Here is a 12,648-nt window from a genome sequence, read left to right on the forward strand (position 1 = left end):
GTTTTTCCATATTATTCATTCTCTGACTATTCGTTCTCTGCAAGTTTTTACTTTCTACTAGAACTTTCCCAGTCAGTTGAGCTATACGATTACCACGATATTGAGCCTAAAAGCCACCGATCAGGATTGCTTTTGGGCTCTTTGTTTCTAAAGATGGATATTTTGAAGTCCCAGATTTCCTGTCAAGGCTGTGATGAGACATTTTAAGGTCCAAGTTTTACGCGATTTCTCTTGCTGTATAGCTCAATAATCGGTGTGTTATGGGCAATTGAGCGATACATAAAGAGGTTAAAATATGACAATTCCTTCAGAAATTCTGGCTGTTAACAGGCCTGAAGAAAAGAGGTCGTCCTAAAAAAAGTGTTAGGATAACCTCTCGTATAGCTCTACTGACTGGGAAAGTTCTATTCTACTTGGTCGGCAGAAGTAAAATCCGTCTCAGCCGCACATTCAATAACCAGATCATTCTGAATATGGACAACCTCCTGTACTCTTTGAGCGTACTTTTCAAGTCCATCAAAATGAAACATCACTGATTTTCTTCAATATCAATCAGTGATACATTAAAAGCAGCACCGTATTTTCTGTCGCGTTCAAATCAAGTGAAGGAGTGGTCGAATTGGAATTTTTCCAGAGCAACAAAAAGAAAATTATAATCATCCTCACAATCACCGTTCTTGTCACTTGTGGAGTTTTTGCCTATGATTATGGCCAAAAGCCGAAAAAGAATCCAGGAACCATTTACTTATATGGAGAACAGCACAGTTCTAAACACATTCTGGATGAGGAGTTTTCGCTATGGTCAGATCACTATCACAATCAAGGGATGCGTCATCTCTTTATTGAAAGCGGATATCCAACGGCCTAATTTTTGAATTTGTGGATGAAAGCTGACAACGACGAAATCTGGGACATGCTTTATCAGAATACAGAAGGAACAGCCGCTCATTCTCCTGAAGTGGCCGCTTTCTATAAGCAGATTAAAAACGAATGCCCAGAAACGATTTTTCACGGAACGGATGTCGAGCATCAGTATGCCTCCACTGGTCAACAATATCTCAAGTATCTGAAATCGACTGGTCAGCAAAACAGCAGCTCATATCGGATCGCAAAAGAAAACCTAGAGCAGGGAAAAGCTTATTCTGCTTCTTCTGACGATGTCTATCGGGAAAACAAAATGTTCGAGAACTTTATCCGTGAATTCAATTCTTTAAAGGATAAAGACGTGATGGGAATTTATGGCAGTGCTCATACGCATCCAGAAGCCTTGGATTACATCACCCAGACCGTCCCCTGTATGGCTGGCCAGCTTTATCAGATCTATGGTGATGCAGTTCAAAGCCAGGACTTAACCCTCAATGAAGGATTATCTGAGAATACGACTCCCCTTCGTATGGATACCATCAAAGTCGAAGAGAAAGAGTATTCTGCAAGCTATTTCGGCAAGGAGAAGATCTCTGTCCATGGTTGTCAGTCGCGTGAGTTCTGGCGGCTGGAGGATGCCTATGAAGATTTTAAAGAGAATCCAGTCACCGGAAATGTTCTTCCCTATAACAACTATCCGATGAAAATCGATACAGGGCAGATTTTTGTCATCGATTATACGATGACTGACGGCTCTGTGGAAAGAACGTATTTTCGATCCTCCGGAGCGAAATGGTATGGAGCATTCACAACCGAAGAAATTCTGCTTGGTCAAAATCCGTTACAAACTGAAAAAGGCCGCTAAGTGGAGTCTGACAAATCCCCTATAGCAAGTGGATTCCTATTTCTGCTTCAGACCCCCATCTTTTCCCTTTTACCTTGCGGTATTCATCTAAGTCGATTTTGCCTTTCGTCCAATATTCTCCCTTCGAATTATAGTTAGTCCATAAATATAGGCTCTTGGCAGGGAGAGTGTTTCTGGTTTTATCTTCAATCCTATCTACCAAAAAACTCCCTGATTTTCGGGAGTTTTTTCTTTTTCTTCCTGTTTTTTAACGTTTGGCAGTCAGATTCGTCATTCGCAGTTGGGGAAATTCCAAATTTCGTATCGGCCCTTCAGCATTTTTCCTGGATTGGATGGCTTCAAACGGATCTTTAAACTGCGTCTGTGCCTGGCGGACCGTAAACAGATTCGATTTCTGAAGCGTTTTAAAGGCCTGCTCAACCGTTTCAGGAATATCCATATGTGCAATATAGTTTTTACCTTTCGGGCCATAACCATTCTCGTCATCTTTCAGACGGCTGATCTCTCCACAGAGCAGTTCGAAATAACGATCCACCGTCCACATCCCTTCCGGATGTTCATTCAAAGCAAAACCACCCTGGCCATCGGGATGGACATGGACCTGATACGTGGCAAAGTTATAGATTTTCATCTCTGGAGCTTCTTTTTTAAGAGTAGCCTGCATGCGATGCTGCATCGTTCCATCCTGACAAAGAACGATCGACTTGCAGGGGATGTTCTTTTCTTTGAGCAGATCGAGCAGGAAAGTAATGTTGTTGCCACAGTTACTCGAACGTGTTTCCAGAAAATCGACCTGCAGACCATAACGCTTGCCCAAAGCCTTCTGGAAGATTTCCGCTTCACTTAAACCTTTCAAGGTTTCAAAGGTAAAAGCAGGATCGTCTTCAAATAAGCTGGCGAAGGTTTTGCGCAGAGTATTGGTGGTATGGCCCGCGCCGCCAACGATCACTGTGGTTCTGGCAACCTGATTTTCAATCGCTTTGGCCAGGACATTCAAACCTTCGACAATTGTTCCCCCAAACAAAACAAGAACATCGACCTGATTCTGATCGGTTTTAGCCTGGATTTCTTCCTGCGTTAAGGTTTCAAAATCGCGCTGTGCACAGAAATCAGCGAGAGTATTGATGCTTTGAGCGATTGAATTTGGATCTAAAGAATTTGTCATGGTTGTCTTCCCTCTTTTGTACCTTCATTTTTGCACCTTCAACATCCCTTACGGATTTGAGCCCTATACCAAGCTGGACCAAATTCCTCCAAAAATCATCCCTCCCTGAAAAAAGCATCTTTTCTCTCTCCATCAGATCTGATCGACTACAATAGAAATCAACAGCTTCCAACACGATCGAATCAAAAAGAACGAATTGCCAGAGATATCTGTTCTCTTTACTCTCTTGATCTCTCTGAATTTCTCTGGATATTTAGAAAGGCAGATAAATATATGAATTTTCTTCAGAAACGCATTGAACAGGATGGCCGGATCCTTTCTTCTCGGATTTTAAAGGTCAATACCTTCCTCAACCATACAGTAGATCCCCAGCTCATGGCCAGAATTGGCCAGGCTTTTGCGGACCATTTCAAAGAGATTCATCCAACCAAAGTCATGACCATTGAAGCCGGTGGAATCGCTCCTGCTTTAATGACCGCACTGGATCTGGATATCCCGCTTGTCTATTGCAAGAAAGCAAAACCATCAACCATGGATGATCCTTTATTTACCGAAGTTTTCTCCTTTACGAAGCAGACTTCCTATACCTTATGCATGGAGCGGGCGTCTTTAGATCCAGAGGACCGGGTATTATTTATCGATGACTTTCTGGCCAATGGCCAGGCATTTATTGGTATTGAAAATCTGGTCAGCCAGGCTGGAGCAAAACTTGTGGGCTGCGGCTTCTGCATTGAAAAAGCTTTCCAGTCCGGCCGCAGCCATATCCTGGAAAAAGGCTATCCACTTTACTCGTTAGCGCCGATCGCCCGCTTTGAAGAAGACCGGGTGATCTGGCTGGAAGAAGAATAAGTCCTTCCCGCTGGTAATTCTTCCTTTTGGGCAGAATCACTGTCCAGTCGAGTTTTTTAGATTTTCCTGGATTTCTTTCAATTTTCTGCTGAATACATGGTGCCCATTGGCACCTTTTTTCGTTTCTGAAACAGAGTCTGAGCAGACCATGTTCTAGCCCACAGCCCCTTCACTTCTTCATATTGGCTGATTTCTAAGTCGTAAATGTGCGTGCAGAAACCGCCATTCAATCTCTAGCCTGTCACATACAAGCAAGACGCATCTTACAATCCCCAAAACCATAAAAATGCATATGTTAGCCCTTTCAAAAAGGTCTATACTGGAGATAGGTATTCCTATGAAGAGCAAGAGGTGATAATTCTATGCCGAAACCTGGCAAAAACTATCTTCTGAATACGGAAGAAAAACAAGAATGGATGCGCGATTATTTCTTCGCACCACGGGGACTGGGCTTTCTGGAGCCTGGGATCGTTGGTCCTGATGATGCGCGCGTTGCTGCCTTTAACGTCGCAAAAAGCTTCTACCAGACAAGACCCGACGTTTTCAATCTGGCTCTGGTGGCTGAAAAGACAGGACTGAGTGCGGATGAAATCAAAGCAAGACTGCAGCGCATGTATGATGAACGCCTGTATATGCTGGTGAAGAATTCTTCTGTCGGTGTGTATGGATTTGGCTTGTGGTACTGGGTGGTCAAGATGAAAGATGGCTGCCCACCTGAAGAAAAGCAGAAACTGACCGACTGGATCCAGAACAACAATGAAATCTGCACTGGCTATGCCTGTGATGGCGGTGACTTTGATTTCTATTGCGGCAACCATATGCGTGTTTTAGACAATCTGCTGGAAGCCATCATCGATCCAATCAAGCAAAACCCTTATGTTGAATACGTTCACCTGTGCCCGGTTCGCCGTGACTTAAGAGAAAGCAGCGTTAACCAGGCCGATACCCCCTTCCGTTTCCGGGAATTCAGATTCTCCGATGAAGCGAAAAAGAAACTGTTTGAATACACCGATAAAATCGACGAAAAGGATCTCGAAATTCTGGAAGTCCTCAATAATACTGAATTCTCCGCAGACTTATTTAACTACGATGTTTTACAGGAACTCTCTGGTCTGGATGGAGCCAAGATGCGGGAAGACTTCTCGCATGTCATGGATGAAAGCCGCTTTTTGATCAATATGTTGTATCTCAACTTCATGAAGCTGGGCCTCAACAATCACTGCTACCTCATCCGGATGTTCCAGAACACCCCAAGCTATCGCAAGAGCCAGATTATTGATGAACTGGCAGCGAATCCGGACTTTAATAACGTCTTTGAATTCACCGATTCCTATCACGATGCCATCTTCATGGCTTATGAAGAACTGACCGATTCCCAAAAACTTCGGGAAACCATGGAAGCGTATCCGGAAATCGAAGAAATTCTGGAAGCCAATTCCCCGCGCCAGTTCCGCCGCTGGACAGCCCGACTTGATGATGACACCGACAACTGGGAAATGTGTGTCTTTACCGATGATCTGCTCCAGAACCGGATGGCCCGCAAAAATGCCTGCAGCCTTTGTGCAGACAAGGAGGAAAACGAGTCATGTTAATTGAAGAAGCACGTGATTACGTAGTTGAAAAACTTCCGTATGCGCTCAATCCAAAAAGCATCGCGGTTGTTGGCAGCAGCCGCTTAGATGGCAAAGTTGGCTATAAAGTGATCGAAGGCCTGGAAAAATGGGGCTATGATGGCAAGATTTATCCAGTGAACCCACGTGCCAAAGAAGTCCAGGGCTTACAAGCGTATGCAACCGTGAAGGATATCCCTGACGAAGTCGATCTGGCTTTCGTTGCGGTTCCCGCTCACGTCGTCAAATCCGTCCTGGAAGACTGTGTGGTCAAAGGCGTCAAGATTGCGGTCATCTCCACTTCCGCCTTCAAGGAAATCGGTCGTGAAGAGTTGCAAAATGAACTGACGCAATTCTGCCGCGACAATGAACTTCCCTTAATCGGACCAAATCTGGTCGGAATGGGTTCCCCATATTTCCATTTCAACTGTGGATTTATCCCTTACTTACCAGTACCAGGACCTGTTGCCATGATTTCCCAGTCCGGGGCCAATCTGCTCGCTGCATTAGGCACCAGCCAGGAAGACCATTTAGGCATGTCCTTTTTCGTTGGCCTTGGCAACAAAGCCGATGTCGACTTTTCGGAATTTATTGAATATGCAAACAAAGATCCAAACACTGGATCGATCGCTGTTTATATTGAAGGTCTGGATTGTCCAGAAGCATTCGTCAAAGCAGCCCATAAGTCTTCCAAGCCAATTGTTGTCATCAAAGTTGGCGGCTCGAAGATCGGTCACAAAGCTGCCTTTGCCCACACTGCTTCAGAAAACCCGGAATCCGATGAATACTACCAGAGCGTCTTTGACAAAGCAGGTGTCATTCGGGCCGTCACATGGCAGGAATTCCTCGACGATGCCCTTGCTTTAGGTTTGATGCCCCCTCTTCGCGGGGACAATATCGTCATGATTACCAACGGCGGCGGCAGCGGCCTGCTTTCCTGCGACCACTTCGAACGCCGCGGACTGCCCTTAAAAGAGCTGAAAGAAATCTCGCCGCTGTTATTCGGTAAAATTCGCAACTACATGCCAATGTTCGGATCGCCGCTCAACCCAGTCGATATTTCCGGCACCGCAACTCCAATCCAGTATCGTGGGGCCGTTTCGCAGGCGCTGCGTGATCCCAATGTAGACTGCGTTTATGTTTCCATCTGCCCAACGGCGGTAACAGACGTGAACGAAGTTGCAGACCAGGTCATTGAAGTCTGGAATAAGAACAAAGGCTCCAACAAACCAGTCGTTATGGAATGCCAGGGCGGTAAAGAATGCCATGACATTATCCTGAAACTGCGTGATGCCGGCATCCCTGCCTACCCAACTGCAGAACAGGCTGTCAATGCGATCGTCGCTTTACGTGAGTATGGCAAAATCCTGGATGAAAAGGAAAAAGCGGAATAGTGACTGACACTTCCTTCTAAAAGCAATCAAAGCTCCCGAATTCGCAATAAGAATTCGGGAGCTTTTGAGTCTGCTAGCGAAGAATCATATCCATCAGCAAAGCCACAATGACAACCAACGCACCGGCTGCAGCTGCCAGCAACGCTTTCTGATACGGACGTTTTCCAGATTCACGCGCTTTTTCAATTTCATCCAGACTCTGGCCATTGGAAAAAGCAACGATTTCCTTGTAGGTCTGAATGTCATATTTCTTCTTATATCGTTCAATCCGCCCGGCGACATACAGCGTAATTCCAAACAACACCACATAGACTGCCAATCCGCCCCATCGCCATGCTCTGACTAAGGGAACTGGAGCAATCAACAGAAGCAGAAACAAAACCGTCAGAATCGCACTGTCTCTTCGAAACTGGGCGTACTCCTGCGCATCAATTTCGATTTTCATTTTTTCAACATCTCCTTTGATCAGCTGATCCATAGAGACATGAAAAACTTCACTGAGCAAAACGAGACTTTTGATATCCGGATAGTTTCTGTCGTTTTCCCAGTTTGAAATAGTCTGCCTGGAAACGAAAATCAAATCCGCCAGCTGTTCCTGGGAAAGTCTGGCCTCTGTTCGGTATTTTCGAATCTGTCTGCCAAGTTCCATCTTTCAGGCCTCCTTTTCCCCTAATTGTAAAAATTTTTATGCTGACGGCGATCAAACCTTTTTGACCTTGGCCAAAAAAGCCTGTCAAAACCTTTTGACATGGAAAGATAAAGCTATTTTTGCTCAAGCACTTCATAAAATCCACCTGATACAAGTCAAAAATTCCAATTGTCCGCCGATCTGTGAGTTTGTCTTTTCTGTCTTTGGCCTGCCCTTTCATTGTGCAGCCTGTACAGGTCTTTATCCTGAAAAACACAAGGGCTTCAGAAAGCGCTTAACAAACCGGCAGACAGAATCAACAAAAATGATCTTAAACAGTTCATATTTGATCAAAACAAATGATCAAACAAGGACAGGCCGAAGGCAGAATTAAAGAACATATACCATCGGGCGACGCCATGCTGCGGCATTGGAAAGAGGGAAAGAGACAGCCTTCTGGCTGGGCCAGTCCAGCCTTCTCTCTCCACTTTTTCTGGTGACGCATGTTTCGATCTTTAACTATGATCTTGTCCCCCATTTATTATTGACAAATAGCCATGCCGTCACGCCATACTGATCCTATAGAAACAGATAGAAAAGAAAAGTTCATATCTGGAATGGAACCATCTGGATAACTCAAAGAAAAAGGCGAGCAGATTCAATTCCATCAAAAAGAGCTGGTAGAATACAAAAACGCATTTGATGCTTTTTAGAAAAAGTGAAAATTCTGAAACCGAAGAATTGTTCAGTCCTGGCCATGTTCATCCTTTATGGAGGCATGCTCCAGCCGGAAAGAAAGGACCGTTTATGAACCAAACGTATTACAACTCACCGGAAGAAGCCCTGAAAGCACATCATTTCTACTGTATCAAAGAACAAGTCCTCAAAGGAAACTGTCCTGTGTATGAAAATTGGCATGGATATGCAGGATGCACAATGGAAGATTTTCTGGAAAAGTTGAAATGGCTCTATGAGGATCCGCTTCAGTACCCATCCGCAGATCTGACATCAAAAATGCCCCCAAAGAAGAGTCGGGCGCTGCTTTGCCTGTGGGACGGAAACATTCTCAGACTGGATATTTCCTATCGCAAGAATGGAAATTTTGATGGATTTTTCTATCACGATAATGAACTGACGTGGAAACCTGATAAAAACAATCCTGAACTGACAACTTCTTCCAGCCAGATAAAAGGTTTTCGAATGACTCAGGCTGGAAAACGAATTGAAGTGGATACGAAGATCATCAGTGATGCAGAAAATCCCACCTGTGATGCAGCTTTGCTTTGGAGAACGCTTCTGCCTGATGGAAACTTCCGGCTGAGAAATTGGATTCTTTAACAGAAAATTCGTAAAAAACGATCTGGGCAGCCTCTGTTGCTTCTCTGGTCTACGCAAAAAACCGGATCCGGCCATTAAAAGGGGCAGATCCGGTTTTTATATCTACTGAATCTTTCAAAAACAAACACCAGCTTCGACATAACTTCAAATACCTGATGCAATTAGGCAGCATATTTCGATGAATTGAAGCCATTAGCAGTTCCAATTCAGCTCTATCCGGAATATCCTGCAAGGTATTTTTACCCACTCAGCTGATTTCGCTCTATGGCCAACTTGTACCTGTTTCGGTGGCCATCTTTCAACAGGGGGTGTGAACAATCACCCATCAGGAATATCAGCTTCCAGATCCAAGACCTATTGTCCTTGTAAGACCTATTGTCCTTGTCTGCTATGGAAACAAGCCCTATCCAATACGAGGCAGACCTGGTCAGATATAATGAAGCCATGAAAAACGGATTACTGATTTGTCCCTCAAATGTGGACTCATATAAAGAAGCAGAATTAAAAGAATTGATGGACAGTGGCCTGGTTCCCTGCACCACGCAAATATTTTACAATCCTAACCAGATCCGGACGAAATCTTTGTTAGGAACAGGAAAAATACAGGAAGTCAGGATGCTTCTGGAAGAAAATCCAGACATCGATACCATCGTCATTGGCTATCCTTTAAGTCCTTTACAGGCAAGAGAACTGGAAGCAGCTTTTGATAAGCCAGTTCTGGATCCTACCGATCTGATCCTGAATATCTTTTCGCTGCGGGCGCAGACCAAAGAAGCTAAACTGCAAGTTGAATCCGCCCTGTTAAAAAGAAAACTGAACCGGCTTTCAGGATTCTATACCGACCTGGACCGACAGGGCGGAGCCGGTCAAAACCGTGGCGCCGGTGAAAAGAAAATCAATCTGGATAAGCGGCAGATCCAGCTGTACATTACCCAGAACAAAAAGGAACTGCAAAAAATCGAAAACCAGAAAAAGACCCAGGCAAAGTCGCGCAACAACAGCAATCTGCCAATTGTCGCCCTGGCTGGCTATACCAATGCTGGCAAATCGACCATCATGAACAAGCTGCTTGAACTGTCCACCTCTGATTCAGAAAATCAGAAGCAGGTCTATGCGCAAGACCAGCTTTTTGCAACTCTGGATTCTTTTGTACGGCTGATTGATACTGATCCAGCAGCACCGTTTCTGTTAGTGGATACAGTTGGTTTTATTCAGGATTTGCCGCACGATCTCATTGAAGGGTTCAAATCTACGCTTTCGAATTTAAAGGATGCAGATCTGATTCTGGAAATCGTTGATGCCGCCAATGAAAATCATGCCGGCCATATTGAGACCGTAGCCAGAACCTTTGAGTCAATCGGCGTCAGCCAGATTCCGGTTGTACAAGTTTTCAATAAGTGTGATCAAACCAGTTTTGCGCATCCTGAAGCTGACAATGATCGTATCTTCATTTCTGCCAGACAAAAAAGCGATATCCAGTTTTTGCAGAATGAAATTGTAAATCGTCTCTATGGAAAAGAAGTAACCACCACTCTAGAACTTCCTTTTGAGAAGATGAACCAACTCTACCTGATTCAAAAGCATGCACGGATTCTGGAAGAAAAACCAACTGATGAAGGCGTAAAACTGACCATCCGCTATCGGGAAAAGAATTTTCCAAAACTTGCTGGAATTTTCCAGCAGTCCTGATCCGCAATCTTGGCTGTAAGCCATTATTTCTTCCAGTAGACTTTTTGCCAAGATCTATCCAGGTATCCCTTACCTCTCGTTCCGGCAGTTTAAAAGGGCAGTGTCGGCTGCCCTTTTTATACAGCTTATTTTTAAACAAAAAATTCAATGGAATTCTTCAATCCATAATACTGCCTTCTGTCGTTTCATCACCACGGGCATAAAACTGTTACCTTACCTTAGCGAATCAAGATATTAATATTCCTATATTACTATTTTATGATTTAACTGATTGTAGATTTTTATGGCACCTTTCATCTATAGCTATATTTATTCATTTTTAGTAGATAATTATTATATATCAAACGAATTAAATAGATAATAATTTTCTATTCAATAAATCTGATAGAAAACTTTTTCCTATCTATACTATCAAACAAAAAATTATTTTTTATTACTAACATTTGATAGAATAGGATCCAGTAATAGGTATAGACAGGTAGAAGCCCTTTTCAGCTCACTCTGCCTATCCTTTGCGTACTTTGCCTCTGAACACGGCGACTGAAGATAAGGAATCGACTATGGAACGTGAAAATCGGACTCTCGAATATAAAGCAGATCTTACAAAAACGTATTTAAAGACAGTCAGTGCCTATGCAAATTATGGAACTGGAAAAATCAAGTTTGGAATCACCGATGACGGAAAATGCATTGGGGTGGACAACCCTGTCGAAACAGTTCTGGCCCTTGAAAACCAGATTAATGACAATATCATTCCCAATCCATCTTTTCAGTTTTCAATTGGAATGGATAATGTCATTACTCTGGAAGTTCAGCGCGGCCACAACACTCCCTATTGTTACCACAACAAGGCTTATAAGCGAAACGACTCCTCGACGACTGAAGTGGATTCAATCGAATTCAAAAATCTTGTTCTTCGTGGGACCAATCAGACCTTTACCGAAATCCCATGGACAAATCCAAATCCTGATCAGGATCTGACTTTTCAAAGCTTCGAAAAGCATTTTCGCGATCGCTTTGGAATTGATCCTGAATATCCGCAGACTATGATCACTCTGGAAGTCTATTCCAAAGAGGAAGGATATACAAACTGCGGAGCAATGCTGTCTGACCAATGCCCTTTTCCAGGAATTGATATCGTAATTTATAATGATTCTCATCGGCTCATTAAAAATCGGATTCGTTTAGAAAAAATGTCCGTTCTTGAAATGATCGATCGAACTATGGATCTGTTTCCACAACAATATTTTTATGAAGCAGTCCGGGGGATACAGCGCGAGACGGTTGAACTGATTCCCCTTCTGGCTTTTCGGGAAGTATTAATCAATGCAATTGTCTATCGTGAATGGCAGATCAATAGCTCAATTCGCATCGAGATGGATCCCCATTCCGTTACTGTTCTTTCTCCTGGAGGATTACCCGATGGCATTACTGAGGCTGATTATCTTTCCAATCAGCATCTTTCTATTTTGCGAAATAAAACTTTGGCATTAGTCTTTCTCAAGCTTGGATATATTGAAAACCTCGGCTCTGGGATTCCCTTTGTTCTCGATCAGTACCGCCAATCCGTAAAGAAACCAGAATTCATTGTGAAAGAAAATTCAATTGGAATCACTCTGCCTGCGCTTCAGCAACAGCCGGATTTAAGCGGTGATGAAATGAAACTTTATCAGTTGATCAAGATGTATCAGCCAGTTTCCTCAACTGAATTATTAAACGTATCCGGACTCAGCCGAAGCAAACAACTGGCTCTTCTCAATACTTTGACTGAAAAGAAACACATTGAAAAAACTGGCAATGGAAGATCGACCAAATATCATATTCCATCTTAATCTTCCACCACTGCCGCTATTGCTCTGCCTTCCAAGAGTCCAAACAACCGCAAAAAATCCCTGAAGAATATCGGATTTATCCTTTATTCTTCAGGGATTTACTTTCGTCTGGCGACTTCCTATTTTTGCTTTTACACTATCGTCGGCGTTCAATGGCTTAACGGCCGTGTTCGAGATGGGAACGGGTGTGATCCATTGGCTATCGTCACCATACTTGATTTGAGTTTCTGCCTTACCAGGACAGCTTTGCTTCCTGTTTTTTGCATTCGCTCATTGACATTGATCTTTCAAAAACAAACACCAGCTTCGACATAACCTTGGTTACAGTTATGTTCTGATCATTTCTGATCGTTTACTTCTTATTACCGCCTGTCTGTGATTTTGAATGATTCTGGAATCATTGTCTTTAACTTG

The 12,648-nt window shown here is 43.5% G+C and carries 12 protein-coding genes and 1 rRNA gene; 8 read left to right on the forward strand and 5 right to left on the reverse strand.

Features of this window, described 5'->3' with window-relative positions:
• Positions 1-404: 404 nt before the first annotated feature.
• Complete coding sequence (locus tag U4956_RS06515) at positions 405-530, reverse strand: hypothetical protein (RefSeq protein ID WP_323089744.1); 126 nt, start codon at positions 528-530, stop codon at positions 405-407.
• A gap of 89 nt (positions 531-619) precedes the next feature.
• Here U4956_RS06515 and U4956_RS06520 point away from each other — a divergent pair, with 89 nt between their 5' ends.
• Positions 620-868 (forward strand): hypothetical protein, encoded by a 249-nt coding sequence (locus U4956_RS06520; RefSeq protein ID WP_323089745.1) that lies wholly within the window; start codon positions 620-622, stop codon positions 866-868.
• A 15-nt stretch (positions 869-883) separates the two neighbouring features.
• On the forward strand, positions 884-1,729 hold the full coding sequence (locus U4956_RS06525) for a hypothetical protein (protein WP_323089746.1): 846 nt from the start codon (positions 884-886) through the stop codon (positions 1,727-1,729).
• Positions 1,730-1,976: 247 nt separating this feature from the next.
• Here U4956_RS06525 and U4956_RS06530 read toward each other — a convergent pair whose 3' ends face one another.
• The gene (locus tag U4956_RS06530) at positions 1,977-2,894 is read right to left on the reverse strand and encodes a YdcF family protein (RefSeq protein WP_323089747.1); all 918 of its coding nucleotides are present in this window, start codon (positions 2,892-2,894) and stop codon (positions 1,977-1,979) included.
• Between the two features lie 273 nt (positions 2,895-3,167).
• Here U4956_RS06530 and U4956_RS06535 point away from each other — a divergent pair, with 273 nt between their 5' ends.
• The 3 genes from U4956_RS06535 (at position 3,168) to U4956_RS06545 (ending at position 6,747) form a co-directional block, all read left to right on the forward strand.
• Positions 3,168-3,743, forward strand: a complete 576-nt coding sequence (locus tag U4956_RS06535; protein ID WP_323089748.1) for a xanthine phosphoribosyltransferase — start codon at positions 3,168-3,170, stop codon at positions 3,741-3,743.
• Positions 3,744-4,105: 362 nt separating this feature from the next.
• Positions 4,106-5,335 (forward strand): AsnC family transcriptional regulator, encoded by a 1,230-nt coding sequence (locus U4956_RS06540; protein ID WP_323089749.1) that lies wholly within the window; start codon positions 4,106-4,108, stop codon positions 5,333-5,335.
• Positions 5,329-6,747, forward strand: a complete 1,419-nt coding sequence (locus tag U4956_RS06545; RefSeq protein ID WP_323089750.1) for an acetate--CoA ligase family protein — start codon at positions 5,329-5,331, stop codon at positions 6,745-6,747. The genes U4956_RS06540 and U4956_RS06545 overlap by 7 nt, the downstream gene beginning before the upstream one ends.
• Positions 6,748-6,820: 73 nt before the next feature.
• On the opposite strand, the gene U4956_RS06550 is transcribed toward U4956_RS06545, so the two are convergent.
• Both U4956_RS06550 and U4956_RS06555 read right to left on the reverse strand, forming a co-directional pair.
• Entirely contained in the window at positions 6,821-7,336 is a 516-nt protein-coding gene (locus U4956_RS06550) for a helix-turn-helix transcriptional regulator (RefSeq protein WP_323091468.1), read from the reverse strand.
• On the reverse strand, positions 7,242-7,616 hold the full coding sequence (locus U4956_RS06555) for a hypothetical protein (RefSeq protein WP_323091516.1): 375 nt from the start codon (positions 7,614-7,616) through the stop codon (positions 7,242-7,244). Before U4956_RS06555 ends, U4956_RS06550 begins: the two co-directional genes overlap by 95 nt.
• 566 nt (positions 7,617-8,182) lie before the next feature.
• On the opposite strand from U4956_RS06555, the gene U4956_RS06560 reads away from it, so the two are divergent.
• The 3 genes from U4956_RS06560 (at position 8,183) to U4956_RS06570 (ending at position 12,234) form a co-directional block, all read left to right on the forward strand.
• Positions 8,183-8,713, forward strand: a complete 531-nt coding sequence (locus tag U4956_RS06560; RefSeq protein ID WP_323089751.1) for a hypothetical protein — start codon at positions 8,183-8,185, stop codon at positions 8,711-8,713.
• 444 nt (positions 8,714-9,157) lie between these two features.
• Positions 9,158-10,402 (forward strand): GTPase HflX, encoded by a 1,245-nt coding sequence (hflX, locus tag U4956_RS06565; RefSeq protein ID WP_323089752.1) that lies wholly within the window; start codon positions 9,158-9,160, stop codon positions 10,400-10,402.
• A gap of 560 nt (positions 10,403-10,962) precedes the next feature.
• A complete protein-coding gene (locus U4956_RS06570) occupies positions 10,963-12,234 on the forward strand; it encodes an RNA-binding domain-containing protein (RefSeq protein ID WP_323089753.1) in 1,272 nt (423 codons plus the stop codon).
• Between the two features lie 106 nt (positions 12,235-12,340).
• Here the strand turns inward: U4956_RS06570 and rrf are convergent.
• Positions 12,341-12,447, reverse strand: a 5S ribosomal RNA gene (rrf, locus tag U4956_RS06575).
• Positions 12,448-12,648 lie beyond the last annotated feature (201 nt).

Origin of the sequence: Allobaculum sp. JKK-2023, assembly GCF_034745455.1 — a bacterium.
In the GTDB taxonomy this organism is placed as follows: Bacteria; Bacillota_I; Bacilli_A; order Erysipelotrichales; family Erysipelotrichaceae; genus Allobaculum.

Excerpts from the sequence above, each read along its gene's own strand:
- U4956_RS06545 (WP_323089750.1), top strand. The coding sequence starts at position 5,329 with ATGTTAATTGAAGAAGCACGTGATTACGTAGTTGAAAAACTTCCGTAT.
- U4956_RS06560 (WP_323089751.1), top strand. The coding sequence starts at position 8,183 with ATGAACCAAACGTATTACAACTCACCGGAAGAAGCCCTGAAAGCACAT.
- U4956_RS06525 (WP_323089746.1), top strand. The coding sequence starts at position 884 with ATGAAAGCTGACAACGACGAAATCTGGGACATGCTTTATCAGAATACA.
- U4956_RS06555 (WP_323091516.1), bottom strand. The coding sequence starts at position 7,616 with ATGAAAGGGCAGGCCAAAGACAGAAAAGACAAACTCACAGATCGGCGG.
- U4956_RS06570 (WP_323089753.1), top strand. The coding sequence starts at position 10,963 with ATGGAACGTGAAAATCGGACTCTCGAATATAAAGCAGATCTTACAAAA.
- hflX (WP_323089752.1), top strand. The coding sequence starts at position 9,158 with ATGAAAAACGGATTACTGATTTGTCCCTCAAATGTGGACTCATATAAA.
- U4956_RS06535 (WP_323089748.1), top strand. The coding sequence starts at position 3,168 with ATGAATTTTCTTCAGAAACGCATTGAACAGGATGGCCGGATCCTTTCT.
- U4956_RS06515 (WP_323089744.1), bottom strand. The coding sequence starts at position 530 with ATGTTTCATTTTGATGGACTTGAAAAGTACGCTCAAAGAGTACAGGAG.
- U4956_RS06530 (WP_323089747.1), bottom strand. The coding sequence starts at position 2,894 with ATGACAAATTCTTTAGATCCAAATTCAATCGCTCAAAGCATCAATACT.
- U4956_RS06540 (WP_323089749.1), top strand. The coding sequence starts at position 4,106 with ATGCCGAAACCTGGCAAAAACTATCTTCTGAATACGGAAGAAAAACAA.